This window comes from Pseudomonas sp. S2_H10 (assembly GCF_054668285.1).
Map to the genome: position 1 here is coordinate 4788792 of NZ_CP162754.1, position 25487 is coordinate 4814278.

General features: G+C 58.5%; 21 protein-coding genes. 15 read left to right on the forward strand and 6 right to left on the reverse strand.

The features are described 5' to 3' along the window. Nucleotides 1-6: 6 nt before the first annotated feature. From AB4O16_RS21470 to AB4O16_RS21490, 5 genes are all read left to right on the forward strand, one after another. Entirely contained in the window at nucleotides 7-1365 is a 1359-nt protein-coding gene (locus tag AB4O16_RS21470; RefSeq protein WP_160387154.1) for a DUF1329 domain-containing protein, read from the forward strand. A gap of 193 nt (nucleotides 1366-1558) precedes the next feature. Beyond that, nucleotides 1559-2638, forward strand: coding sequence for a WD40/YVTN/BNR-like repeat-containing protein (locus tag AB4O16_RS21475; RefSeq protein WP_460155753.1), 1080 nt, complete (start codon nucleotides 1559-1561; stop codon nucleotides 2636-2638). Nucleotides 2639-2654: 16 nt separating this feature from the next. Continuing rightward, complete coding sequence (locus AB4O16_RS21480; RefSeq protein ID WP_160387156.1) at nucleotides 2655-5174, forward strand: efflux RND transporter permease subunit; 2520 nt, start codon at nucleotides 2655-2657, stop codon at nucleotides 5172-5174. Nucleotides 5175-5180: 6 nt separating this feature from the next. Further along, on the forward strand, nucleotides 5181-6959 hold the full coding sequence (locus AB4O16_RS21485) for an acyl-CoA dehydrogenase C-terminal domain-containing protein (protein ID WP_460155754.1): 1779 nt from the start codon (nucleotides 5181-5183) through the stop codon (nucleotides 6957-6959). A 24-nt stretch (nucleotides 6960-6983) separates the two neighbouring features. Further along, a complete protein-coding gene (locus tag AB4O16_RS21490; protein WP_460155755.1) occupies nucleotides 6984-8627 on the forward strand; it encodes a fatty acid--CoA ligase in 1644 nt (547 codons plus the stop codon). A gap of 211 nt (nucleotides 8628-8838) precedes the next feature. Here the strand turns inward: AB4O16_RS21490 and AB4O16_RS21495 are convergent, their stop codons facing one another. Beyond that, the gene (locus tag AB4O16_RS21495) at nucleotides 8839-9636 is read right to left on the reverse strand and encodes an acyl-CoA thioesterase (RefSeq protein ID WP_160387159.1); all 798 of its coding nucleotides are present in this window, start codon (nucleotides 9634-9636) and stop codon (nucleotides 8839-8841) included. A 224-nt stretch (nucleotides 9637-9860) separates the two neighbouring features. On the opposite strand from AB4O16_RS21495, the gene AB4O16_RS21500 reads away from it, so the two are divergent. From AB4O16_RS21500 to AB4O16_RS21540, 9 genes are all read left to right on the forward strand, one after another. Further along, complete coding sequence (locus AB4O16_RS21500; protein ID WP_160387160.1) at nucleotides 9861-10433, forward strand: acyl-homoserine-lactone synthase; 573 nt, start codon at nucleotides 9861-9863, stop codon at nucleotides 10431-10433. A gap of 230 nt (nucleotides 10434-10663) precedes the next feature. Further along, complete coding sequence (gene fabF / locus AB4O16_RS21505; protein ID WP_460155756.1) at nucleotides 10664-11926, forward strand: beta-ketoacyl-ACP synthase II; 1263 nt, start codon at nucleotides 10664-10666, stop codon at nucleotides 11924-11926. Nucleotides 11927-12566: 640 nt separating this feature from the next. Beyond that, on the forward strand, nucleotides 12567-13193 hold the full coding sequence (locus tag AB4O16_RS21510) for a flavin reductase family protein (protein WP_460155757.1): 627 nt from the start codon (nucleotides 12567-12569) through the stop codon (nucleotides 13191-13193). Beyond that, on the forward strand, nucleotides 13193-13447 hold the full coding sequence (locus tag AB4O16_RS21515) for a hypothetical protein (protein ID WP_160387171.1): 255 nt from the start codon (nucleotides 13193-13195) through the stop codon (nucleotides 13445-13447). Before AB4O16_RS21510 ends, AB4O16_RS21515 begins: the two co-directional genes overlap by 1 nt. A 31-nt stretch (nucleotides 13448-13478) precedes the next feature. After that, on the forward strand, nucleotides 13479-14735 hold the full coding sequence (locus tag AB4O16_RS21520; protein WP_253562682.1) for a beta-ketoacyl-[acyl-carrier-protein] synthase family protein: 1257 nt from the start codon (nucleotides 13479-13481) through the stop codon (nucleotides 14733-14735). Between the two features lies 1 nt (nucleotide 14736). Then, nucleotides 14737-15531, forward strand: a complete 795-nt coding sequence (locus AB4O16_RS21525; RefSeq protein WP_160387175.1) for a MaoC/PaaZ C-terminal domain-containing protein — start codon at nucleotides 14737-14739, stop codon at nucleotides 15529-15531. After that, complete coding sequence (locus AB4O16_RS21530; protein ID WP_160387178.1) at nucleotides 15528-16262, forward strand: SDR family NAD(P)-dependent oxidoreductase; 735 nt, start codon at nucleotides 15528-15530, stop codon at nucleotides 16260-16262. Before AB4O16_RS21525 ends, AB4O16_RS21530 begins: the two co-directional genes overlap by 4 nt. Nucleotides 16263-16333: 71 nt before the next feature. Beyond that, nucleotides 16334-17248, forward strand: a complete 915-nt coding sequence (locus AB4O16_RS21535) for a hypothetical protein (RefSeq protein ID WP_160387180.1) — start codon at nucleotides 16334-16336, stop codon at nucleotides 17246-17248. A gap of 63 nt (nucleotides 17249-17311) precedes the next feature. Then, entirely contained in the window at nucleotides 17312-18229 is a 918-nt protein-coding gene (locus AB4O16_RS21540) for a metal-dependent hydrolase (protein WP_460155758.1), read from the forward strand. Nucleotides 18230-18302: 73 nt separating this feature from the next. Here AB4O16_RS21540 and AB4O16_RS21545 read toward each other — a convergent pair whose 3' ends face one another. Next, nucleotides 18303-19022, reverse strand: a complete 720-nt coding sequence (locus AB4O16_RS21545) for a helix-turn-helix transcriptional regulator (RefSeq protein ID WP_160387184.1) — start codon at nucleotides 19020-19022, stop codon at nucleotides 18303-18305. A 641-nt stretch (nucleotides 19023-19663) separates the two neighbouring features. On the opposite strand from AB4O16_RS21545, the gene AB4O16_RS21550 reads away from it, so the two are divergent. Then, nucleotides 19664-20005: a potassium channel family protein gene (locus tag AB4O16_RS21550; protein WP_160387186.1), complete on the forward strand. Its 342-nt coding sequence runs from the start codon at nucleotides 19664-19666 to the stop codon at nucleotides 20003-20005. A 113-nt stretch (nucleotides 20006-20118) separates the two neighbouring features. On the opposite strand, the gene AB4O16_RS21555 is transcribed toward AB4O16_RS21550, so the two are convergent. From AB4O16_RS21555 to AB4O16_RS21570, 4 genes are read right to left on the reverse strand one after another with little or no spacing between them, the layout of a single operon-like run. Continuing rightward, nucleotides 20119-20340, reverse strand: coding sequence for a formate dehydrogenase subunit delta (locus AB4O16_RS21555; RefSeq protein WP_160387188.1), 222 nt, complete (start codon nucleotides 20338-20340; stop codon nucleotides 20119-20121). Further along, nucleotides 20337-23213 (reverse strand): formate dehydrogenase subunit alpha, encoded by a 2877-nt coding sequence (gene fdhF, locus AB4O16_RS21560; protein WP_460155759.1) that lies wholly within the window; start codon nucleotides 23211-23213, stop codon nucleotides 20337-20339. The genes AB4O16_RS21555 and fdhF overlap by 4 nt, the downstream gene beginning before the upstream one ends. After that, the gene (locus AB4O16_RS21565; protein WP_460155760.1) at nucleotides 23210-24766 is read right to left on the reverse strand and encodes a formate dehydrogenase beta subunit; all 1557 of its coding nucleotides are present in this window, start codon (nucleotides 24764-24766) and stop codon (nucleotides 23210-23212) included. Before AB4O16_RS21565 ends, fdhF begins: the two co-directional genes overlap by 4 nt. After that, nucleotides 24766-25242, reverse strand: coding sequence for a formate dehydrogenase subunit gamma (locus tag AB4O16_RS21570; RefSeq protein ID WP_053162370.1), 477 nt, complete (start codon nucleotides 25240-25242; stop codon nucleotides 24766-24768). The genes AB4O16_RS21565 and AB4O16_RS21570 overlap by 1 nt, the downstream gene beginning before the upstream one ends. Between the last annotated feature and the right edge of the window lie 245 nt (nucleotides 25243-25487).

Sequence of the window (25487 nt, forward strand, 5' to 3'; positions counted from 1 at the left end):
AACAACATGAAATTTGTAAAAACCGTGTTGGCCGCGTCCTTGGCCATGGTCTTCGCCGCTCAGGCGCAGGCTGCTGTTTCAACTCAGGAAGCTGCCAGGCTCGGCACCAGCCTGACACAGGTAGGGGCTGAAAAAGCCGGGAACGCTGATGGTTCCATCCCTGCCTATGCCGGTGGCCTGACCACGCCGCCAGCCAGCTTCAAATCCGGCGACAGCATGCGCCCGGATCCGTTTGCCAGTGAAAAGCCGCTGCTGGTGATCGACGGCAAGAACGTCGATCAGTACAAGGGTCTGCTCACGGCAACCACGGTAGAACTGGCCAAGCGTTTCCCGACCTTCCGTGTCGACGTGTTCCCGACCCACCGCACCGTTTCGCTGCCCCAGGCGATTCTGGATAACGGCGTGAAGAACGCCAGCGGCGCCAAGTCCCTGGAAGGTGGCCTGGCCATCGACAACGTCCTGCCGGGCATTCCGTTCCCGATTCCGCAGTCGGGCAACGAAGCGATGTGGAACTTCCTGTTGCGCTACCAGGGCGTCAGCATCAGCTCCAAGTACGACTCCTGGAACGTCGACTCGGCCGGCGTGGCGAGCCTGGCAACCACCGGGCAAGCGAACATCTCCTACCCGATCTACGAAAACCTCTCGCAGCCGATCAGCAGCGCCGACGTGTACTACCAGATGAAGCTGGCGTACACGGGTCCTGCGCGCCGCGCCGGTGAGGCGATCATGCTCAAGGATGCCGCCAACCCGCTGCAGCAGCCGCGTCGCGCCTGGCAGTACTTGCCGGGGCAGCGTCGAGTCAAGCTGGCTCCGAGCCTGGCCTACGACACGCCAAACCCGGGGACCGCCGGTGCGGGCACCTACGATGACGTGTTCGTGTTCAACGGTGCGCTGGACCGCTACGACTGGAAGCTGGTGGGCAAGCAGGAAATGATCGTGCCCTACAACACCTACAAGCTGACCTACGTGCAGGATCCGAAGTCGCTGACCACCGCCAATCACCTGTCGCCTGACTTCGTGCGCTGGGAAAAACACCGCGTGTGGGTCGTCGAAGGCAACCTCAAGGCCGGTGCTCGTCACATCTACGCCAAGCGCCGCTTCTACCTCGACGAAGACAGCTGGACCGCTCTGGCCTCGGATCAATATGACGCCCGTGGTCAGCTCTATCGTGGTTCCTTCGCCTTCCTGAGCCAGAGCTACGACAAGCAGGTTCCGGATTCGACGCCCTTCATGATCTACGACCTGGTCGGCGGTTCCTACAACATCAACGGTGTGGTCGGCCCTTACGGGGGCATCAAGTACATCGAGCCGCTCTCCAAGGCCCAGTGGTCTTCGGAATCCCTGGCAGGCGCAGGCATTCGCTAAGCCAACCGCAACAATGCACCCGCACGATCCACCGGCACTGTAGGAGCGAGCTCGCTCGCGATGGACTCAAGAACACCGCGGGGAACCAGACTCCCCGCGTCATCGTTTACGACCATCGCGAGCAAGCTCGCTCCTACAACTGCATGAGCTGCACAGCGCGAGGTGTGGCGCGGTTTTCCGATGAGGACGCAGTATGTGTTCGTATAAAAATAATATCTTGCAGCTGGCGTTCGGCGCTGTGCTCTGCCTGTCGCAGGGCGTCACTCACGCGGCCGATTACGTCGATGTGCTGGACCTGCCCGCCAGGGTCAGCGCCTTGGCCGTCAACAGTCCGTTGTCGGGCATGACCCGCGCCGGTGAGCGCGTGATCACCGTCGGCCAGCGTGGCCACATTCTGTTTTCCGATGACGCCGGCCAGCATTGGCAGCAGGCCGCCGTGCCGGCCAGTGCCGATCTTACGGCCGTGAATTTTCCGACCGCCACCCAAGGTTGGGCGGTGGGCAATGACGGCGTGGTGCTGCACAGCAGCGACGCCGGCGCGACCTGGAACAAGCAACTCGACGGTCGCCAGATAGGCGAACTGTTGATCAAACATTATTCGGCATTGGCCAAGGCCGAGCCGGACAACGAGCAATGGCCGCTGCTGTCTGCCGAGGGCCAGAGGCTACTGGATCAAGGCGCGGACAAACCCCTGCTCGACGTCTGGTTCGCCAACGACAAGACCGGCTATGTGGTCGGTGTCTTCAACCTGATCCTGCGCACCGACGACGGTGGCCAGAGCTGGACCCCGTTCCAGGACCGCACCGACAACCCCCAGGGTTTCCACCTCAACGCCATCGCTTCCACCGGCGATAGCCTGTACATCGCCGGCGAGCAGGGCCTGTTGCTCAAGTGGGACGACAACGCCCAACGCTTCAATGCCGTGCCGACGCCGTATCAAGGCAGCTTCTTCGGCGTGCTCGGCAAGCTCGGCGAAGTGCTGGTCTACGGCCTGCGCGGCAACGTACTGCGCAGCACCGACGGCGGCCAGAGCTGGACCGCACTGGACAGCGGCCTGCACGTCAGCATCACCGCCGGCCTGATCGATGCCCGTGGCAATTATCGCCTGTTCACCCAGGGCGGGCAGATGCTGGTCAGCCAGGGCACGGGCGCGCAGATGCAATGGGTGCGCAAGCCCGCACGGACTCCGGTGTCCGCTGCCACCCAGTCCGCCGCCGGCGCGTTGGTGGTCGCGGGCAGCCGTGGCGCCCAGACGCTAGCCCTCGAACCCTAAGAGCGAGAACCCAGACATGGGCAATATCAAACAAGACGCCATGCCGGTGATCCGCGATGTGCGTGATTTCGACCAGCGCTCCGGCAACCTCCTCGAACGGCTGGTGTTCAACTTCCGCCCGCTGTTCATGCTGCTGATGGCGCTGACCACCGTGCTGCTGGGCTTCATGGCCGTGACTCGCCTGGAGCTGCGCCCAAGCTTCGAAAAAATGATCCCGCAGAGCCAGCCTTACATCCAGAACTTCCTGGAAAACCGCTCATCCCTGCGCGGCCTGGGCAACTCGGTGCGGGTGGTGGTCGAGAACACCAAGGGCGATATCTTCGACCCCGCGTACCTCGATGTACTCAAGCAGGTCAACGACCAGTTGTTCCTCACCGAAGGCGTCGACCGCGCGTGGATGAAGTCGCTGTGGAGCCCGGCGGTGCGCTGGACCGAAGTCACCGAGGACGGTTTCCAGGGTGGCCCGGTGATGCCCGACAGCTATCAGGGCTCGCCCTCCGACATTGAACAGTTGCGCCAGAACATCTCCCGCGCCGGCGTCGTCGGCAGCCTGGTGGCCAGCGATTTCAAGTCGACCATGTTGATCGTGCCGCTGCTGGACAAAGCCGGCGCCGGTGGCCAGCGCATCAACTACCACGCGTTCTCGCAGATGCTCGAAGAGCAGTTGCGCGACAAGATCGAATACGCCGGCGACAGCGCCGCGCGCAAATCCGGGGAGGAGGGCACGGGCCAGTACAAGGTGCGGGTGATCGGTTTCGCCAAACTGATGGGCGACCTGATCGACGGCCTGATCCAGGTGATGATGTTCTTCGGCCTGGCCGTGGTCACTTCACTGATCATCATCTACGCCTACACCCGTTGCGTGCGCAGCACCCTGCTGGTGGTCGGCTGCTCGCTGATCGCGGTGGTCTGGCAACTGGGCATCGTCGCCTGGCTCGGCTACGCCATCGATCCGTACTCGGTGCTGGTGCCGTTCCTGATCTTCGCCATCGGCGTGTCCCACGCCGCGCAGAAGATGAACGGCATCATGCAGGACATCGCCCGTGGCACCCACAAGCTGATCGCCGCGCGCTACACCTTCCGCCGTCTGTTCATCGCCGGTGTCACCGCGTTGCTCGCCGACGCCGTGGGCTTCGCCGTGTTGATGCTGATCGACATTCCGGTGATCCAGGACCTGGCGATCACCGCCAGCATCGGCGTTGCGGTACTGATCTTCACCTCGCTGTTGCTCATGCCGGTGGCGCTGTCCTACGTCGGTGTTGGCGCCAAGGCCGCCGAGCGCGCACTGAAAATCGACAACCGCGCCGAGAAGCACAAAGGCTTCGGCAAACTGTGGGATGCGCTCGACCGCTTCACCACCGCCAAGTGGGCCACGGGCGCCGTGCTGGTCGCGGTGTTGATGGGCATTGGCGGCTATGTGGTCAGCCTCAACCTGAAGATCGGCGACCTGGAAAGCGGCGCGCCGGAGTTGCGTGCCGACTCGCGCTACAACCGCGACAACGCCTACATCACCCAGCATTACGCGCTGTCCAGCGACCTGTTCGCGGTGATGATCAAGACCGCGCCGGAAGGCTGCCTGAACTACAAGACCCTGGTGCTCGCCGACCGCCTGGCCTGGGAGCTGCAACAGTATCCGGGCGTGCAGGCCACCACGTCGCTGGTCAATGCGGTGCGCCAGATCACCGCCGGCACCTACGAAGGCAACCCCAAGCTCAACAGCATCCAGCGCAACCAGGACGTGCTCAACTACGCCGCGCAACAAGCCTCGGTCAACTCTCCGGAGCTGTTCAACACCGACTGCTCGCTGATGCCGGTGATCACCTTCCTCAAGGATCACAAGGCCGAAACCCTCGACGCGGTGGTGGCGATTGCCGACAAGTTCGCCAAGGAAAACAGCACCCCTGATCGCCAGTTCCTGCTCGCCGCCGGCACCGCCGGGATCGAGGCCGCGACCAATATCGTGGTGCGCGAAGCCAACCGCACCATGCTGCTGTATGTGTACGCGGCGGTGACGCTGTTCTGCCTGATCACCTTCCGCAGCTGGCGTGCCACGCTGGTGGCGCTGTTGCCGCTGGTGCTGACTTCGATCCTCTGCGAAGCGCTGATGGTGGCCATGGGCATCGGCGTGAAAGTCGCGACCCTGCCGGTGATCGCCCTCGGCGTGGGCATCGGCGTCGACTACGCCCTGTACCTGCTCAGCGTGCAACTGCATTTCCAGCGCCAGGGCCTGCCGCTGTCCGAGGCTTACCGCAACGCGGTGTCCTTCACCGGCCGCGTGGTCGGGCTGGTGGGCATCACCCTCGCGGCGGGTGTGGTGTGCTGGGTCTGGTCGCCGATCAAATTCCAGGCCGACATGGGCATCCTGCTGACCTTCATGTTCCTGTGGAACATGCTCGGCGCGCTGATCCTGATTCCGGCCTTGTCCTACTTCCTGCTGCGCGAACGGGCTCCTCAGCCCGGTTCTGTCGCGGCAGCCGAAAACACTGAATCCACTGAACGTCCCGGCATGCCGCATGCCGTGACCACTTCCGAGTAAGCCAAGATGTCTGATTACAAAGCTCCCCTGCGCGACATGCGCTTCGTACTCAACGAGGTTTTCCAGGTGTCCCGGCTCTGGGCGCAGTTGCCCGGCCTGGCCGACGTGATCGATGAAGAAACCGCCGCCGCCATCCTCGAAGAGGCCGGCAAGATCAGCGGCGAAGTGATCGCACCCTTGAACCGCGCCACCGACGAACAGGGCTGCACCTGGGACAATGGCTCGGTCAGCGCTCCGGACGGTTTTGCTCAGGCCTATCAAGCCTTTGCCGGCGGCGGTTGGGTGGGTGTCGGCGGTGATCCGCAGTACGGCGGCATGGGCATGCCCAAGGCCATCTCGGCGCAGGTCGAAGAGATGGTCAACTCGGCCAGCCTGTCGTTCGGTCTGTACCCGATGCTGACCGCCGGAGCGTGTCTGTCGATCAAGGCCCACGCCAGCGAAGAGCTCAAGCAACGCTTTCTGCCGAACATGTACGCCGGCATCTGGACCGGTTCGATGTGCCTGACCGAAGCCCATGCCGGCACCGACCTGGGCCTGATCCGCACCCGCGCCGAGCCGCAGGCTGACGGCAGCTACAAGGTCACGGGCAGCAAGATCTTCATCACCGGCGGCGACCACGACCTGACCGAGAACATCATTCATCTGGTGCTCGCGCGCCTGCCCGATGCACCGGCCGGGCCGAAAGGCATCTCGCTGTTCCTGGTGCCCAAGGTGCTGGTCAACGCCGACGGTTCGCTGGGTGACAACAACGCGCTGTCCTGCGGTTCCATCGAACACAAGATGGGCATCAAGGCGTCCGCCACCTGCGTGATGAACTTCGACGGCGCCACCGGCTGGATCGTCGACGCGCCGAACAAAGGCCTGGCGGCAATGTTCACCATGATGAACTACGAGCGTCTGGGCGTCGGTATCCAGGGCCTGGCGCAAGGCGAGCGTTCGTACCAGAACGCCGTCGCATACGCCCGTGACCGTCTGCAAAGCCGTGCACCGACCGGCGCGCAGAACAAGGACCACTCCGCCGACCCGATCATCGTGCATCCGGACGTGCGCCGCATGCTGCTGACCATGAAGGCCTTGAACGAAGGCGGTCGTGCGTTCTCCAGCTACGTCGCGCTGCAACTGGACACCGCCAAGTACAGCGAAGACGAAGTCACCCGCAACCGCGCACAAGAGTTGGTGTCCCTGCTGACTCCGGTGGCCAAGGCCTTTCTCACCGACATGGGCCTGGAAACCACTCTGCACGGCCAGATGATCTTCGGCGGCCACGGCTACATCCGCGAATGGGGCCAGGAGCAACTGGTGCGCGACGTGCGCATCACGCAGATCTACGAAGGCACCAACGGCATCCAGTCCCTCGACCTGGCCGGGCGCAAGATCGTCGGCAGCGGCGGGGCGCTCTATCGCTTGTTCGCCTCGGAAATCCGCAACTTCACCGCCAACGCCAGTGCCGAACTCGACGAGTTCACCAAGCCGCTCAATGCCGCCGTGGACAGCCTCGACGAGCTGACCGCGTGGCTGCTGGACCGGGCGCAAAACAACCCGAACGAAATCGGCGCGGCGTCGGTCGAGTACCTGCACGTATTCGGCTACACCGCGTACGCCTACATGTGGGCGCGCATGGCCAAGGCCGTCATCAGCGGCAATGCCGAAGACGATTTCTACACCAGCAAACTGGCCACCGCACGCTTCTACTTCGCCCGGTTGCTGCCGCGTATCCACTCGTTGAGCGCTTCGGTCAAGGCCGGCAGTGACTGCCTCTACGAGCTGCAAGCCGATCAGTTCTGATCGAAAGGACAAGGAACCCTAATCATGATGGCGACAAAAATAATCCCGCCCGCCGACGGCGCCTATGCCTATCCCTTGCTGATCAAGCAACTGCTGCTGTCCGGTGTGCGCTACGAGCCGGGTCGGGAAATCGTCTACGCCGACAAGCTGCGCTACAGCTACCAGACGCTCAATAAGCGCATCCGCCGACTGGCCAATGCGCTGACGGAAGCGGGGGTCAAGGCCGGTGACACCGTGGCCCTGCTCGACTGGGACAGCCACCGCTACCTGGAATGCTTCTTTGCCGTGCCGATGATCGGCGCGGTGCTGCACACGGTGAACATTCGCCTGTCGCCGGAGCAGGTGCTGTTCACCATGAACCACGCCGAGGATGACCTGGTGCTGGTGCATGACGATTTCCTGCCCCTGGTCGAGCAGATCCACGGTCGGCTGGAAACCGTCAAAGGCTACCTGCAACTCACCGATGACGAGGCGACCACCACCTCGCTGCCGGTGCTGGGCGAGTACGAGCACCTGCTGTCCCTGGCCCCGGACCAGTACGACTTCCCCGATTTCGACGAGAACTCGGTGGCCACGCTGTTCTACACCACGGGCACCACCGGCGACCCGAAAGGCGTGTACTTCAGCCACCGGCAACTGGTGCTGCACACCCTGAACGCGGTCGGCACCCTGGGCGTCTATCAAGGCGCACCGCTGTTGCGCTCCGACGACGTGTACATGCCGATCACGCCGATGTTCCATGTGCATGCCTGGGGCGTGCCGTATGTCGCGACCCTGATGGGCATCAAGCAGGTGTACCCGGGCCGCTACGAACCCAACAGCCTGGTCAGGCTGTACCGCGAAGAGAAGGTGACCTTCTCCCACTGCGTGCCGACCATCTTGCAGATGATCCTCAACTGCGAAGAAGGCAAGGCGACCCGTTTCGACGGCTGGAAAATGCTCCTCGGCGGCAGCGCGCTGACCCTCGGCATCGCCAGCGAAGCCAACGCCAAAGGCATGGTGGTGCACGCCGGCTACGGCATGTCCGAGACCTGCCCGTTGCTGTGCGTGACGTACCTGCGCGACGAGGACCTGCAGCTGTCCGCCGAAGCGCAACTGCCGATCCGCATCAAGACCGGCACGCCGGTGCCGATGGTCGACCTGAAGATCATCGATGCTGAAGGCAACGACGTCGCTCACGACGGCGAGTCCCTGGGCGAGATCGTGGTGCGCGCGCCGTGGCTGACCCAAGGCTATCTGAAGTCCCCGGAAAAGGGCGCCGAGCTCTGGCTGGACGGCTGGTTGCACACCGGTGACATGGCTTCGATCGACAAGCTGGGCGGCGTGGAAATCAAGGACCGGATCAAGGACGTGATCAAGACCGGCGGCGAGTGGATCAGCTCCCTGGAACTGGAAAGCCTGATCAGCGAACACCCGGCTGTGATGTCGGTGGCGGTGGTGGGTATCGTCGATGAACAGTGGGGCGAGCGTCCCATGGCCATGGTGGTGTGCGAGCCGGGGCAATTCCTCGACCGCAAGATCCTCGAGACCCACCTGCAAGCCTTCGTCGACGGCGGGCGCATCAACAAATGGGCGATCCCCAAGCAGTTCAAGTTCGTCGCCGAAATCCCCAAGACCAGCGTTGGCAAGATCAACAAGAAGCTGATTCGCGAAAACGAAATGAGCTGAGCGCTATATCCGGGGGCGCGGCATCGTTGAGGGATCGAGTTGCTGCGAAGGGATCTGCCTGCTACTGCACCTCGGTGGCAGGCAGACGTTGCACGGCGTTTGCGCTTGCGGTTTCACTTTCCTGCTGCCGAAAAAAAGGTCTCGCTCAGCAAGACCTTTTTTGATTTGGGGACGAGGAGAAAAACGTTAAATAAATAACAGTCACACCAGGCTAGCCGAACACCACCACGGTCTGCCGGCTGAGTGCCAATAGTTTTCCATCGGGTGTATGCAGGGTGGTCGAACAGGCACTGTAACCTTCAAGCGCATAATCGGTTGAGGCATGCATGACACACCAGGTATCGGCTGGCAGATTGATCAGCGGTTGCGCGAACTCCACGCTCCAGGTCAGCGAGCTGCCCTGAGCCAAGGCACGGTGCTGGGAGAGTACCGCTGGTGGCCAGGCATCAAGCATCGCCAGTAGCTGTGTTTCACTCAACGTTGCGTCGAGGGGAGCGTCCTTCAATCGAATCCACCCTCCTGTCGACCGTGATGACGCGCCACTAAACGGCATTCCGCCATAGCCCCAGCGAATGTCGAAATGCTGTAAGTACCGCGGAGCCACATCAGGCAACAAGGGCAAGGGTTCGCACGTCTCCAGGGCTGGCAGCCCCGGCATCGGCTCAGCCGGCAACGCCAACGCAGAAGACCTGGCGGAACCAAAGCAAGCTTGCACGGAGGTGACGGTCTGCTCCGACTGCACGACCCGGCAATGCAGTTGAGTCACTGCACTGCCTTCGCGAAGTACTTCGGTTTCAAAGAACAACGGTTGATCTACCGCTACGGGGCCTATAAACGTCAACGAAAGTGACCGTAGCGAACGATCCCGAGGAACGAACTGACGCATTGCTTCGTGCGCAAGCGCCACGACGACGCCACCGAAAGCAGCTCGGCCTTGGCTCCAACTCGCGGGAATCATCAGGGGACGATGGGGTAGACGACTTGCGTCGATTAGCGCGGAGAAGTTCATGATTCGCTCATTGTCAGCCTTTGGGGATCCAATGGTAAGTTTCCTGGCAATTGTTCGCGACTGACATAATAGATAGTTGCGTGTGTAAGGTGATCAAGAAAAGTTGATGGGGGTCCGTGAATTAGCTAGTTGTCATTGCAATAATCAATGACGGTCTAACACATTTGCTAGTTATCATTAATGCTAAATGGCCAAATAATATTAGCTCTGAAAAGGAGGTAATAATGGCTATCGCAATTGGTTCCCGTATCGAACTTGATAACAAGCGACTTGAACAAATGCACAGGCTGCGTGCCGAAGTTTTCAAGGAGCGTAAATGTTGGGATGTTTCGATCATCGCCGGCATGGAAATCGATGGTTATGATGCGCTGAACCCCTATTATCTGATCTTGCAGGATGAGCCTGGCTCTGAGCGTTTATTCGGATGTTGGCGAATCTTGCCGACCACTGGCCCTTATATGCTCAAGGACACTTTTCCAGCGTTGTTGTACGGTGCCCAAGCCCCTCATTCAGAGCGTATATGGGAATTGAGTCGTTTCGCTATCTTGCCGCGGGAAAAGTCCCCGCAATGTCTGTCGCTTGATTCAATTCTGGCAATCAAGGCCCTGATTCATTTTGCCATTGAACGGGGCGTTGATCAGTTTGTAACGGTGACCACACTCGGCGTGGAAAAATTGCTCAGGCGAAAAGGGCTCGATATCAGCCGTTTTGGCCCGGCCATGCGCATTGGTGTCGAGAATGCGGTTGCGCTGCGTATAGAACTTAACGACACCACTCGTGCATCCCTCTCCATGTGAATAAAGCAACGGTGGGCGTTCGGAGATCCTGAGCAAATTGATAGTTTCACGGTAAAAGTCCGTGTCTGGGCCAGGGTCGACTATCAGAACTGATAGTCAATCTGCTCACAGGTTGACCTGCCGCAGGTGCCTCTATCAAATGTTCTATTTGGTTTCAGCCTCCACGACCACCGGTTCAATGGACGGAAGATTCACTGCTTGCCAAATATCGAAACAGAGGGATCAACGCGATGACAAAACGAATTGTAATTACTGGAATGGGGGCGGTGTCCCCGTTGGGTGTTGGCGTTGAACACAGCTGGAAGCGTCTGTTAGAGGGCAAGTCTGGCGTGCGCAAGATCGAGCGAATAGGCGATCTGCCGGTTGAAATTGCGGGTACGGTCCCGGACATTGGTGCCGACCCTGAAGCCGGTTTCGATGCCAGCGTCTTCGTGAATCCCAAAGAAGCTCGACGCATGGATCGCTTCATCATATTTGCCCTGGCTGCCGCCAGTGAGGCGATCCGGCAATCGGGCTGGGTTCCATCAACGGATGAAGAAAAGGCACGCACAGCGACCGTCATCGCTTCGGGCATCGGGGGGTTGAATTACATTCGTGATGCGGTGAATTCGATAAACGAAAGTGGCGTGCGCCGTGTTTCGCCTTTTACCGTCCCCGGTTTTCTGGTGAACATGGCATCCGGTCAGGTTTCGATCAAATACGGTTTCAGAGGGCCGCTGGGAGCACCTGCAACGGCCTGCGCCGCTGGCGTGCAGGCAATTGGCGATGCCGTGCGAATGATCCAGAACGATGAAGCTGATGTTGCCATTTGTGGTGGCAGCGAGGCGTGCATCAATGAGGTCAGCATTGGTGGGTTCGTCGCGGCCAAGGCAATGGCGACCAGTTTCAATGATCGCCCGCAAGAGGCCTCCCGTCCTTTCGATGCGGATCGTGACGGCTTCATTATTGCGGAGGGCGCAGGGCTGATGGTCATCGAAACCCTGGAACATGCTTTGGCTCGCGGTGCCAAACCTATCGCCGAGATTGTCGGTTATGGCACCAGCGCCGACGCCTATCACGTTACGGCGTCGCCTGAGGACGGCGCGGGCGCTCAGCGTTGCATGCGGGTTGCCCTGAAGAAAGCAGGTGTTGAACCGGGCGCGGTGAAGTACATCAACGCGCATTCCACTTCGACGATGGTCGGTGACAAAGGCGAACTGGCGGCAGTCAAGGCGGTATTTGGTCCGAAGAATGTCGCGGTGTCTTCTACCAAGTCATCCACCGGCCATCTACTGGGCGCGGCAGGAGGCCTGGCAGGCATTTTTACGGCCATGTCGCTGGTTAACCAAGTGGTGCCATTCAACCTTAACTGCCACCAACCTGATGAAGACGCACGAGATGTCGACCTGGTGCTTGGTGAACCGCGCGCTATAGAGATGGATTACGCGCTGTGCAACGGTTTCGGTTTTGGTGGGGTCAATGCCAGTCTACTGCTTAAGGCGTGGCGCGATTGACACCTGCCACATCGTTCGTGTTTATCTCCAGTTCTGTCGCTTGAGTGACAGGCTGGGTGGCATCGAACTGTTCTAACCGTCACTGCCGGGTTCGCCCGGCAGCGACCTTCCGAGACAACGCAGAACGGCGATCTGTCGTCTGGCTAGTTCAAGCCGCTTTGCGTCATGCCTGCTCGGCCATCCTCCAGAAAGCAGGGGCTCCCAGCCTCGGCATCCAATGATTGGGTCCGCCGATTCAGCGAACACATTTGTTCAGCCTGGATCAGCACCAATCCGCGTCATTGCATCCCCGATCAACTCATGCACTTAAACACCCACTGGGCTCGTTCGTCGAATCAGGTATAACAACGGCGAGTCGCTGGTTATGCGTGGGTGCAATAGTGACTACTGCGGGGCATCTCTATTTATTGTGCTTGGTTTAATTATCGACTAGTAGTTGTGCTAGTCGGTGCTCGTTTTCTTGTTTGTCAGTGCTTCGGTCGTCACTGTTAGTTGAGATAGTCAGTGGTTGGTGTGCTTGACTCGGAAAAATTCAACTGTAAACATTAGTTGGATATATGAGGAGTGAAGTTAAGAAATGAAATACGATCCACAAGTAGATAATTGCCCTCTACCCCACTCGCCGTTCAGAAGTTGCGTCGTGCCCCGTCCAATTGCCTGGATATCCAGCGTCGATGAAAGTGGCAATGAAAACCTGGCGCCATTCAGTCAGTGCGGCATTCTTACATTTGATCCACCTATGGTCATGTTCGCGGCTAACCATTATCCGACAGGTCAACGAAAAGATTCGGCCGTAAATGCTGAAAAGACCGGCTGGTTTGTCTGGAATATGGCAACCGAGGCGCTTAAGGAAGCGGTAAATATCTCCGCAATGATTGTCCCTTCCGATCAGAGTGAGTTCGAACTGGCAGGCCTCGAGAAAATAAAGGCCGATCTTTCCGATGTGCCGATGGTGAAAGACAGTCCGTGCCACCTTGAGTGTCGTTATGTTTCAACAACGGTGGTCAAGGGTAAAAGTGAACTGGGAACAGTGGACCTGATCATCGGTGAGGTGATTCGTGTACATATTAATGATGACTACATAAGGCCGGATGGTTGTGTCGATATTCAGAAGGTTCGGCCCATTGGTCGAATGGGATATCTCGATTATTCAGTGATCGATAATACTTTTTCCATGGAAGTGCCGATGACTGATGAAATCCGCGCGATCATGAGTGAAATCATGTCCGGCAGTGCCAATAAACCTCAATCAGTAGGAGTGGAATAATGAACGTAAGTACCGTGGTTAATAATGTGATTGGCGAGCTGACTGATTTTGACGTCGCGACCATCACCGACCAAACCCTGATCAGCGATATCCACTTGGTCAGTCTTGATTACGTAAGTATTCAGGTTGCCCTGAAGAAAGAGTTGGGCATCGCCATCGATGTCAACAAGTTACCTGAGGCGAAGCTCAGCACGATGGGCGATTTTTATGCCTTCTGCCGAAGCGAGCAGGCCCGGTCCAGTACGCTGGCATAACCATGCAAACACAGCTAGGGAGAGGCGTGCAGTGCAAACTAAGAAACGGGTAGTCGTTACGGGGTTCGGTTCCGTCTGTGCTTTGGGTCGGAACACGGAAGAGATCTGGGGGGCGATAAAAGACTATCAAATGGGTTACGCCCTGCATCCGATGCAAGATCAGTCGGTTACAGCCAGGTTTTTCGGAAAAATCGATTTTCCGATTGAGCTCAAAGCGGTGCCCAAGCGTATCGCCAAGAATCTTCCCCGCTTTGCGCGGATTGGTATGTCCGCATCGGAGCAGGCATTGTGCATGGCCTTCGGCGATGACCCGGTCGCTGAGATGGACAAGCACTATTCACCCTTCGACCGTGGCGTCGTGCTGGGGACAGGGTGGGGGGGCGTCGACTCGACCATTGATAACAACGACATGTATGTCGAGTCGGGTCTCGCTTCACCGCTCAGTACCATTTTTTCCATGCATAGCGTATGGACCGGGTCGGCTTCAATGGCCTGGAACCTCAGGGGTTACCAGAACACGTTGGTCGCGGCCTGCGCCACAGGAAACATTGCTATCGGTGATGCCTGCGAAGTTATCCGCAGTGGTCGGGCCAAATGCATGCTTGCAGGCGGCAGCGAGAGCATCACCGGAGCCTACAACGTATGGTCGGTGGACATCCTCGGTGCCTTGAGCAAGGAACAGGAGAATCCAGCGAAGGCTTGCTGTCCATTCAGTCAGGACCGTAGCGGCTTTGTGTTGTCAGAAGGCAGCGCCGTACTGGTTCTGGAAGACCTGGATGAAGCTCTCAAGCGAGGCGCTACGATCTATGCCGAGATCAGCGGCTACGCCAACTATTCGGATGCCTACGACATCACTGCCCCGGCCGAGGACTTGTTGGGGCGAGCGATGTCGATGGAAAAGGCTATCGAAGAGGCAGGTCTCAATACATGGGATATCGACTACATCAATGCGCACGGGACCTCGACTCAGCTCAATGATCTGAACGAGACCAATACCATCAAGAAGGTTTTTGGTGAGCACGCCCATACGGTGCCGATTTCCAGTACGAAGTCCTATACCGGCCATCTCATCGCCGCGGCGGGGGCCATTGAAACAGTCTTTTGCATCAAGACCATCCAGACCGGTATGGCGCCGGCAACGATCAATCTGGAGCGCTCCGATCCACTTTGCGATCTTGACTATATCCCTAACGAGCATCGCTACCTGGGGGTTGTCGACAACGTACTGAACATCAACTACGGATTCGGCGGGGCAAATAGTTGCCTGGTAATCAGAAGGTATTCGTGAAATGCGTCGAAACTTTAATCATGAAGACCTGGAGCGATGGGCACAGTTTTCCGGTGATCGTAACCCGGTGCATTTTGATGCGGACTTTGCCATAAAAAATGGCCATTCCGGGCGCATTGTCCATGGAATGCTGGCCATGTTGCCGCTAAAAAACCAACTGGCGTTGGAAGCCTCCATTTGTGCCCAGGCCTGCGAGATAAAACTGCATCTCAAACACGCGGTGCCGATCGACCAGTTTGTCGACTACACACTCAGTCCGGTTCAGAGCATTAAAGTGAGTTCTGACGGAAAGTCTCTGTATATGGGCAGTGTCAAGGCGCGGGTTGCCCCGCAAGTTGCGGCCCTGGTAGCAGCGGACGAGCGCCGCCCGATACTGGAGCGATTTAGCGCCGAAGAGCTGGATGAGAAATACGAGTTGTTGTCGACGCTTGTTGGAACACCGGTACATCCGAGTGTGTACTGGGACGCAATCCTGTTTTCCATTTATATCGAAGATAACCGCAAGACAGCCTTGGCCAGTGACGTTCAGCGCTTTCTCGCCAGGGAAGGCATTTCCCAGGCGCGGCCTTACGTCGTTTATCAGATATCCCATGCGCTGACACTCATGGACAGTGATTGGTCCCAGCTACCGCGCGCGGGCTATGACTCAACGTATTACAGCGTAAAGGGTAAGGATCTGGTCAGGGTCAACGATTCTATTTTTGCCTCTGTCGTTTTTACCTTGTACACCCAGGATCGGCCTGTATTGGCGGTAGAAATGGGGTTGATCGCCAATCTGCTGGAGGAGCCGGCATGAAACGCAAATGGATTTTCGTGACGGGTGGCTCTCGGGGTATTGGCGCGCAAATCGTACGCTCGGCCAGCCGTAGCTTCGATGTTGTGTTCACCTATAAATCCAGCGTGGACGAGGCCCGGTTGCTGGCTGAGCAGTTGAATAGTGAGCCTGGCAGGCAGGTGGAAGCTGTTCACTGCGACGTGTCAGACGTCAGTCAGGTCAATGATATTGCACAGTCGCTCATCCATCGTTTTGGCCCACCTTATGCGGTCATCAACAATGCGGGTGTTGCCGAGGATCGGCTTTTTTCCAATCTGGATGAACAGGTCCTTAACGCGATCTTCAGTCAAAATGTCTTTTCTGCATTTTCGGTTTCCCGGGCTTTTATTGGGGCGATGATGGGGGAATCAGATACATGCATTATCAACATCAGTTCGGTTTCAGGGGTGAAGGGCAATATCGGCCAAACAGCGTATTCAGCCAGTAAGGCTGCGTTGATTGGAATGACCCGCTCGCTCGCGCTTGAAATGGCCAGATTTAACATGCGCGTCAACAGTATCGCGCCAGGCTATATCGAGACCGACATGACCAGGCACTTGAAAGACAATGGATCAGGGTTGAAAAAAAGCATTCCGCTGCGTCGTCTTGGAAGCACTGCCGAGGTGGCGTCACTGGTGGATTACCTGATGAGCGAGGGCGCGGCCTATATAACCGGTCAGACGCTCGTGATCGATGGCGGCCTGAGTTGCTGAACATCGTTATTACCATCAGGCAATAACTGAGTCGCTCTCTAGCAGGTGACTCATTTCAAGGAGAACATTGCATGTCCGGGATCAGCACTATCGTTAACTTTGGCTGCCTTTCCGATGAGCAAAGGTGGGATGCGCAGCGCTATGACTGGAACTGGCTGACGGAACTGGACGAGCATGATCGAGATATTGTGAACTTGCTCGACTGTTTATCTGATGGCGAGTTTTCCGGCCAGGCATCAGCGGTGCAGTTTCATGATCTGCTGCTCACTGAAGTCCGTGAAGGTTACCCAAAAGACCTTGCCAATGACTGGGGGCAGATTCTTGCGTATGTCAACATCATTGCCTACGAGGAAATGCGTCATGGCATCGCACTAGCGACGGCCTATCACTATGTTTCAACGGGTGAGTTAGGGTATGTGGACAAACTGTCAGTCCGCGAGTATTCAGAAAAATACATCTGGTGCTACGAAGATAGAAAGTACTGGGATCTTTACAGTTATACCTTCGCCCACCTGTTCGGTGAGGTGGTCAACACTGAGTTGTACCGGGATGTACGTAGTCAAGTGCACCACCCGGCTCTCCAGGCGCTAATCACCAATATTATGAAAGACGAGGCACGGCACACTCAGGCATGGGCAGCGGTGATCGAGGAAATGGTCAAGTCCGATCCCGCTCATCTCGAGCGTTCGCTAGCCGTGATTGATGTCGGTTTGACGTACCACAATGCAATGGTCCATGAAACCTACTTTGAAGGGCAAAACAAGCTGATGCAGTTGTTCCTGCCCGCCAAGCGCGGAGAGGGCGCGGTCGATCGAATTGTGCGCAAGAAAACACAATTGATGGAGCAGATTTTCGGTGCCAAAAACCCTTATACCCAGGAACAGATGCGTGCCCAGCATGTTTCTTTCCTGGTTAAAGGGTTGGGGCAGACCCGAGCGGTTCATTCGCCGGAAAGCGAAGACGGGATTCTGTTTCTTCAGAACTGACAGTGTCGGGGGGCGCTCTACCGAGGGCGAGCGCCATTTCGCGATAGGCAGCCAGGACGCCGCATGAAAATTAGAAGAATTCCATTTGATATCAAGCAAGCCATGAAGATCGGTGCGGATTTCGATTTTCGCTGGGCTTACGACGATCAGACTTCGCTCGTGGGACTGGGGTATTCCTTTTACCTGGAATACATTGAGTATTTTTGTAATTTCGTCAGCAAACATTCGCGGGGATTGATTGCCGATGAGGGTTTGCTGGACCTTGAGCATACGTTTCTGGTCCAGGAGATGCACCATGCCAAGGCGCATAAACACCTGAATTCGTTTCTCTGTCCGGGCAATGTGTACAAAGATCAATTACACCCCAGGGTGTATCCCTATCTTCATGAGTTTCATGTGAAGAACTACGAGCCCATACTGCAAAGCGTTTCCAGGGGCGAGCGGGAAGGTATCAGGGACGCTCTACTAAAAATTGCCGTGTTTGAAAGCAAGAATTGTATTTCCAGTTTCATTTTTTTTGAGCAACTGTTCTCCGGAAAGAATTTTGCCCGGACTTGCAATATTTCAGCGAATTTGGGTGTGCTCTATTTGTTGGGCTATCACTTCACCGAAGAAATAGAGCATTGCGACGTCGCCGTTGATGTTTATCAACATATCTTTCAGGAGCCGGTCTGGAATGCTCAGCGAGTCCAGTCTGAAGTCATGGACGCCAACCACTCTGAGCACGAAGCCCTCGCCGCAGCACAATACTGCGCAAAGCGTCTTGGCATAGACACAGATGCCCGGCGTTTATCCAGCTCTCCGTTCATGTCATATACCAAGGCGCGGCAGATTGAACTTATTGGCGCTGATTTTGATTTGAATAGTCAGCAGATCCTTGATCAGCGCCATGATTATGTGCGGCAATGGGACGAAGTGTGGGAGCCCGCGCTGCGGGAACGACTGCTTGTAGAAATTGAAAACCGAACGTCCTGCGTTTGACCAGTGCAGCTGTGTTCTAAGTTTTGATTCAATACACCTGTTCAGTCGTAACCTGATGATCGCAGCCTGCTGTTTAAAACTCCAATACACCGGTTTGCAAGGCTTTGACAATCGCCATTCTCCTGGACCCGACATTGAATTTCGCCCTGACTTTTGAAAAGTGATAATTGATGTTGGCTTCTGAACAACTGAGAATACGGGCAATTTCCCAAGTGGTCTTGCCGAACGCGCTCCATTTGAGTACTTCCAGCTCTCGATTTGTGAGGGCAACGGGCTCATCGGCCTCCTCTTTGCCGATCAACTTCAGGAGCGTATCGAGAGCGTAATCGCGAATAAGGGTCAGGCTGGGAAGCGTCCGCGCCAAATGGTATTTGAGTTGACGCTCCGGGACCGCTTCGAGTCGGGCGCTGAGCATTCCCACCTGGCCACCGGCGCCGTGCACTGGCAAGCTCACACCTTGCATCAGGCCGTGATTTTTTGCTTCCTCCCTGAAATTCAGTTGTTGTACAGAGGTGTAAATATTGTCGAACCACACGATGGGCACCGTTGAGGTAAGACAGTGGGCAACGACGGGATCTATCCGGGCATAGTGTTCAGTGTCGTATTTCTTACGCCACGCAGCGGGATAGTCACTGAGAATGATGGCTTGATTATTATCGGTGCTGCTGTTCGGTTTGAAAGCAAACAACACACCATCACAACCCAGTGCCGTAGTATTTGACTTGAGGGCTTCGAACCAATCGCTCTTGCGCGACAAATCCGACATGGTGAGAAGTTCATCCAGTGAAATCATAATCCATTCCTTTGCTGATTTAGTCCTTCTGAACAACAGTTTCGGTGTTCGAAATCCTGGTGGTCGGGATCCGCTCGCGAGCTGTTTAATGTTCAATGACGTGAATCTGGCAATGTCGTCGCCAGCGGGTTTCCTTTCCTCGAATAGTCACCAGGGTGGTCGTTGCGCGTTGATCCCGAGATCAGCGGACGCCGCGATGCGCCGGGATTCTACAGTGTGGAGCGGACTCGATGCGCCAGCAAATGAAAATTATTTTATTGGGTCTGGCATCCTGATTTGAAAGCTGCGCTCTGATGTCGTTAGTGCTGGTAAGTTGAGACGATAGTTCCAATTTTTCGGGGCGATTATATAAACGCTTAGTGTCACTGCTGCAAGAATTTTCTGTGGGCGTATGTTTGTAGGGGCTGTTGATATTTATAACTGGCATTTTGAATTGGCAGGGTGATTATTAACATTCTCGATTGTGGCGGGTGGTTTGATGAAGTTCACGAATCTGGGGAGTTGCTGTCCTTCACGGACAGTGCCCTGTTGGTCGCAACCCGACGTTGGCCGACAGTCTTCAACGGTTGTGCCAAACTAGTAGGTTGTTGAAACGCCGCGCATGTCAATGCCGGCCAGGCAAACCCCAGGAAGCCCATGCCATGAACCCCGCCCGTGCATCAAACGTCCGCCACGAGTTCTACAAAGCCGTCTGGTTCTACTTCAAAGTGGTCTGGCCGATCTTCTCGATCCTGCTGTTAGTGATGGTCGCGTTCGGCCTCATCATCGCCCAACTGGAAGGATGGAGCCCCGATGACGGTGTCTACTTCGCCTTCGTAACAGGCCTGACCATTGGCTACGGAGAACTGGTGCCCAAACTCGGCGTCTCGCGAGTGCTGGCGGTCCTGCTGGGATTCAACGGCGTACTGATGACGGCGACATTCGCGGCGATCAGCGTGCGGGCGATTGAAGTGACCGTGACGGCGTCGCGCAAGGGTGTGTAGGCGCGAGCTTGCTCGCGATGGTTTCAAGGACGCCGCGTTTATCCAGGATTTGCGCGTTATCGTTGACGACCATCGCGAGCAAGCTCGCTCCTACAGGTTTTTCAGCCAGCAGGCTAAGCCTCCCAGCCCGCCCCAATCACCGCCGCCTGCACCAGCGGGTGCAAGTCCGCCCCTTTATGCTCCATCTGCCAAGCCAACAACTCCTTGCGCATGCTCGGCGCCCAGAACATCTGCAGGTGATTGCGCACGCCCAGCACCGCCTGCTCCTGGTCCGGTTGCGTGGCAAAGTACTGGCCGATCTGGTTGGCCATCTTGACCAGGTTGTCCGTACTCATCGGCGTACCTCCGCTTTGGCGCCACGGCCCCGGTCCTTGAGCAGACGATGCTGTTCATCGCTGAACTCCTGGAAGCGCTTCTGCCACTCCGAAGGGTGATAAACGCGGCTGACCTCCACGGCCGTGACCTTGTACTCCGGACAGTTCGTAGCCCAGTCCGAGTTGTCGGTGGTGATCACGTTGGCGCCCGATTCCGGGAAGTGGAACGTGGTGTACACCACGCCCGGCGCGACCCGTTCGGTGATCCGCGCCCGCAGCACGGTCTGCCCGGCACGGCTGCCGATGCCGACCCAGTCATCTTCGTTGATGCCACGGCTCTCGGCGTCGGTCGGGTGGATTTCCAGGCGGTCTTCGTCGTGCCAGGCGACGTTGTCGGTACGCCGTGTCTGGGCGCCGACGTTGTACTGGCTGAGGATGCGCCCGGTGGTCAGCAGCAGCGGATAGCGAGCGTTGACCTTTTCCTCGGTGGGCACATACCCGGTCAGCATGAACCGCCCCTTGCCGCGCACGAACTCCTCGATGTGCATGGTCGGCGTGCCGTCCGGTGCCGCCGCGTTGCACGGCCATTGCAGGCTGCCATGGCGGTCCAGCTCGGCGTAGCTGACGTTGGTGAAAGTCGGCGTCAGGCTGGCGATTTCATCCATGATTTCCGACGGGTGCTTGTAGCTCATCGGGTAGCCCAAGGCATTGGCCAGCGCCACTGTGCCTTCCCAATCGGCCTTGCCGCCCAGTGGGTCCATGACCTTGCGTACCCGGGAGATGCGTCGCTCCGCGTTGGTGAAGGTGCCGTCCTTTTCCAGGAACGAACTGCCCGGCAGGAACACATGGGCGAACTTGGCGGTTTCGTTGAGGAAGATGTCCTGCACCACTATGCATTCCATGGCCGACAGAGCCGCGGTGACGTGCTGGGTATTGGGGTCGCTCTGGGCGATGTCTTCGCCCTGGCAATACAGGCCCTTGAAAGTGCCGGCCAGGGCCGACTCGAACATGTTGGGGATGCGCAGGCCCGGATCGGGTTGGAGGGTGACGTTCCACGCCTGTTCGAACTGCGCCCGTACCACCTCGTTGGAGATGTGCCGGTAACCGGGCAACTCGTGAGGAAAGGAGCCCATGTCACAGGAGCCCTGCACGTTGTTCTGCCCGCGCAACGGGTTCACGCCCACGCCTTCGCGGCCGATGTTGCCGGTGACCATGGCCAGGTTGGCGATGCCCATCACCGAGGTGCTGCCCTGGCTGTGTTCGGTGACGCCAAGGCCGTAATAGATCGCCGCGTTGCCGCCAGTGGCATACAGGCGCGCAGCGGCACGGATATCGGCAGCAGGCACACCGCAGATCGGGCCGAGGGCTTCCGGCGAATTTTCCGCGCGGCTGACGAACTCGCTCCAGTGGGCGAAATCACCAGGTTCGCAACGGGCATCGATAAAGTCCTGGTTGAGCAGTCCTTCAGTCACGATCACATGGGCCAGTGCGTTGAGCATGGCGACGTTGGTACCGGGGCGCAGGGCCAGGTGATACTCGGCGCGGGCATGCACCGTGTCCACCAGATCGATGCGACGCGGATCGATGACGATCAGCCGCGCGCCTTCACGCAGTCGGCGTTTGAGCTGCGAAGCGAACACCGGGTGGGCGTCGCTAGGGTTGGCGCCCATCACCAGAATCACGTCGGCCTGCATCACCGAGTCGAAACTCTGGGTGCCGGCAGATTCACCCAACGTCTGCTTCAAGCCATAACCTGTCGGCGAGTGGCAGACCCGCGCACAGGTGTCGACGTTGTTGTTGCCGAAGGCGGCGCGCACCAGTTTCTGCACCAGGTAGGTTTCTTCGTTGGTGCAGCGGCTGGAGGTGATCCCACCAATGGAGTCGCGGCCATATTTTTGCTGCAGCCGGCGGAACTCGCTGGCGGCGTAAGTCACCGCTTCATCCCAGCTGACTTCCTGCCAAGGGTCGCTGATGTGTTTGCGGATCATCGGCTTGGTGATGCGATCCGGGTGGGTCGCATAGCCCCAGGCAAAGCGCCCTTTGACGCAGGAGTGGCCGTGGTTGGCCTGGCCATTCTTGTCCGGAACCATGCGCACCAATTGGTCGCCTTTCATCTCGGCGCGGAACGAGCAGCCCACGCCGCAATAGGCGCATGTGGTGATCACGCTTCGTTCGGGCTGGCCCAGTTCGACCACGCTTTTTTCCATCAGGGTCGCGGTGGGGCAGGCCTGCACACAGGCGCCGCAGGACACACATTCCGAGTCTAGGAAGTTATCGCCACCGGCAGCCGAAACACGGGACTCAAACCCGCGCCCGGTAATCGTCAGGGCGAAGGTGCCCTGGGTTTCTTCGCAGGCACGCACACAGCGGTTGCAGACGATGCACTTGCTCGGGTCGTAATCGAAATAGGGGTTGGAGGTGTCCTTCACATCGGCCAGATGGTTGTCGCCCTCATAGCCGTAACGCACCTCCCGCAGGCCGACCTGACCGGCCACGGTTTGCAGCTCGCAGTTGCCGTTGGCCGAGCAGGTCAGGCAGTCCAGCGGGTGATCGGAGATGTACAACTCCATGACGTTGCGCCGCAGGGTCGCGAGCTTGGGCGTCTGGGTGTGCACGCTCATGCCTTCCGTGACCGGCGTGGTGCAGGACGCCGGATAACCGCGCATGCCGTCGATCTCCACCAGGCACATGCGGCAGGAGCCGAAGGCCTCCAGGCTGTCGGTGGCACAGAGTTTCGGAATGGTGGTGCCGAGCAGCGCGGCGGCGCGCATCACCGAAGTGCCTTCGGGCACGCTGATGCTGCGCCCGTCGATGTTCAGGGTGACTTGCACCTGGCTGTCGCGGGCCGGCGTGCCGAGATCAATATCGGTGTTCGGGTCGAAGAGAGTAATCATTGCTCGGCCTCCGAGGCTTGCAGACCGAAGTCAGCGGGGAAGTGCTTGAGGGCGCTGGCCACGGGATAAGACGTCATGCCGCCCAACGCGCACAGCGAACCGTATTGCAGGGTGTCGCACAGGTCCTTGAGGATGATCACCTGCGCATCGCGACTGTTCTGGTCGGGCGCGGCCAGCAGACGGTCGATCACCTCGACACCACGAGTCGAACCGATGCGGCACGGCGTGCATTTGCCGCAGGATTCCTCGGCGCAGAATTGCATGGCGAAGCGTGCCATGTGGGCCATGTCCAGGCTGTCGTCAGCCACCACCACACCACCGTGACCGAGCATCGCGCCGATGGTGGCGAAGGCTTCGTAATCCAGCGGCGTGTCGAATTGCGAAGGCGGAACCCAGGCGCCGAGCGGGCCGCCCACCTGAGCAGCCTTCAGCGGCCGGCCACTGGCGGTGCCTCCGCCATAGTCCTCCACCAGTTCTCGCAAGGTCAGGCCAAAGGCCCGTTCCACCAGCCCGCCGTGACGAATATTGCCCGCCAACTGGAAGGGCATGGTGCCCAAAGAACGGCCCATGCCGTAGTCGCGGTAGAACTGCGCGCCCTTGGCCAGTATCAGCGGCACCGAGGCCAACGTGAGCACGTTGTGCACCAGCGTCGGCAAACCGAACAACCCCTGCAACGCCGGAATCGGCGGCTTGGCGCGAACGATCCCGCGCTTGCCTTCGAGGGAGTCCAGCAGCGCGGTTTCTTCACCGCAGATGTAGGCGCCGGCACCGACGCGCACTTCCATATCGAATGCCAGGCCGCTGCCGCCGACATTGGCGCCGAGGTAACCGGCGGTTCGGGCGATGTTCAGCGCTGCGCGCAACGTCGCCACAGCATCAGGATATTCCGAGCGCACATAGATGTAGCCGAAGGTGGCGCCGACGGTAATGCCGGCAATCGCCATGCCTTCGATCAGCAGGAAAGGGTCGCCTTCCATCAACATGCGGTCGGCAAAGGTGCCGGAGTCGCCTTCGTCGGCGTTGCATACGATGTATTTCTGCGCAGCCTGAGTGCCGCGCACCGTGCGCCATTTGATCCCGGCGGGGAAGGCCGCGCCACCACGGCCGCGCAGGCCCGAATCGAATACCTCAGTCGCAGTCTGTTCGCCACCTAGGGCAATGGCTCTTTTCAAACCCTCGAAACCGCCATGATCCAGATAATCGTCGATGTACAGCGGCCGGGTGATGCCGGCGCGGGCAAACAGCAGGCGTTGTTGCGTCTTCAGATAAGGCAACTCTTCCACCAGGCCCAGCGCCAACGGATGGGCAGACGGATCGCCTTTCAAGGCTTCGAGCACTGACGGTACATCGTCAGCAGTCAGTGGGCCGAAGCCGAAACGGCCTTGCGGCGTGTCCACTTCCAGCAATGGTTCCAGCCAATACAGGCCGCGCGAACTGGTGCGTTGCAACTCAGACATAACGCGGCCCCGGCCATGGATGATAAGGGCTGCCGCAATCTCTTCGGCGCCTACGGCACGGGCCAGCGAGTCACGGGGCAGATAGAAAGCCGGCATCACGCGTCCTCCCGACAAGCATCAAGCAACGCATCCAGCCGCTCGGCACTGAGCCGCGCATGCACCCGACCATCCAGCTCCAGTGCCGGCGAACAGGCGCAGGCACCCAGGCAATAAACAGGACGCAAACTGATGCTGCCATCGGCACTGCTGCCGTGATCATCCAGTTGCAGACGCTCACGCAACTGCGCGGCCAACTGCTCGGCGCCACGGCTCTGGCACGACTCGGCCCGGCACAGCCGCAGGATATGCCGCGCAGGCGGCGCGGTACGGAAGTCATGGTAAAAACTGATCACCCCACGCACCTCGGCCTGACTCAGATTGAGGGCATGGGCAATCTCGGGGACGGCGACATCGGGGACATAACCGATGCGCTCCTGAATATCATGAAGAATGGGCAACAGCGCACCCGGGGTGCCCTTATGGCGCTCCAGCAGACTGTTGACCACAGGCAGGTGCAACAACTCATCAGGCATTCAGCAATCCTCACGGTCACGGACAAACCAGGCGGTTGTCGGTTGTCCGAAAGTGTCGGCTGCGGCACTCACACCACGTCACGGTATCGTGGCATCTACAGACCGTCGGCCAGGGCACCCTGAGCGGGCATCTTGTTGTGCCCGGCACGGTCTTCGCCGCGCCTCAATAGGGGCATAAAAGCCAGATTGCCACGCGGCCCTTGAATCGGTTGCACCAGAGCGACGTGTTCGGTTCTGTCTACGAC

Coding starts and splice junctions, on each gene's coding strand:
- AB4O16_RS21490 (WP_460155755.1), top strand. CDS start 6,984: ATGATGGCGACAAAAATAATCCCGCCCGCCGACGGCGCCTATGCCTAT.
- AB4O16_RS21545 (WP_160387184.1), bottom strand. CDS start 19,022: ATGATTTCACTGGATGAACTTCTCACCATGTCGGATTTGTCGCGCAAG.
- AB4O16_RS21535 (WP_160387180.1), top strand. CDS start 16,334: ATGTCCGGGATCAGCACTATCGTTAACTTTGGCTGCCTTTCCGATGAG.
- AB4O16_RS21530 (WP_160387178.1), top strand. CDS start 15,528: ATGAAACGCAAATGGATTTTCGTGACGGGTGGCTCTCGGGGTATTGGC.
- AB4O16_RS21565 (WP_460155760.1), bottom strand. CDS start 24,766: ATGCCGGCTTTCTATCTGCCCCGTGACTCGCTGGCCCGTGCCGTAGGC.
- AB4O16_RS21485 (WP_460155754.1), top strand. CDS start 5,181: ATGTCTGATTACAAAGCTCCCCTGCGCGACATGCGCTTCGTACTCAAC.
- AB4O16_RS21495 (WP_160387159.1), bottom strand. CDS start 9,636: ATGAACTTCTCCGCGCTAATCGACGCAAGTCGTCTACCCCATCGTCCC.
- AB4O16_RS21470 (WP_160387154.1), top strand. CDS start 7: ATGAAATTTGTAAAAACCGTGTTGGCCGCGTCCTTGGCCATGGTCTTC.
- AB4O16_RS21540 (WP_460155758.1), top strand. CDS start 17,312: ATGAAAATTAGAAGAATTCCATTTGATATCAAGCAAGCCATGAAGATC.
- AB4O16_RS21475 (WP_460155753.1), top strand. CDS start 1,559: ATGTGTTCGTATAAAAATAATATCTTGCAGCTGGCGTTCGGCGCTGTG.
- AB4O16_RS21515 (WP_160387171.1), top strand. CDS start 13,193: ATGAACGTAAGTACCGTGGTTAATAATGTGATTGGCGAGCTGACTGAT.
- AB4O16_RS21550 (WP_160387186.1), top strand. CDS start 19,664: ATGAACCCCGCCCGTGCATCAAACGTCCGCCACGAGTTCTACAAAGCC.
- AB4O16_RS21500 (WP_160387160.1), top strand. CDS start 9,861: ATGGCTATCGCAATTGGTTCCCGTATCGAACTTGATAACAAGCGACTT.
- AB4O16_RS21480 (WP_160387156.1), top strand. CDS start 2,655: ATGGGCAATATCAAACAAGACGCCATGCCGGTGATCCGCGATGTGCGT.
- AB4O16_RS21525 (WP_160387175.1), top strand. CDS start 14,737: ATGCGTCGAAACTTTAATCATGAAGACCTGGAGCGATGGGCACAGTTT.
- fabF (WP_460155756.1), top strand. CDS start 10,664: ATGACAAAACGAATTGTAATTACTGGAATGGGGGCGGTGTCCCCGTTG.
- fdhF (WP_460155759.1), bottom strand. CDS start 23,213: ATGATTACTCTCTTCGACCCGAACACCGATATTGATCTCGGCACGCCG.
- AB4O16_RS21570 (WP_053162370.1), bottom strand. CDS start 25,242: ATGCCTGATGAGTTGTTGCACCTGCCTGTGGTCAACAGTCTGCTGGAG.
- AB4O16_RS21555 (WP_160387188.1), bottom strand. CDS start 20,340: ATGAGTACGGACAACCTGGTCAAGATGGCCAACCAGATCGGCCAGTAC.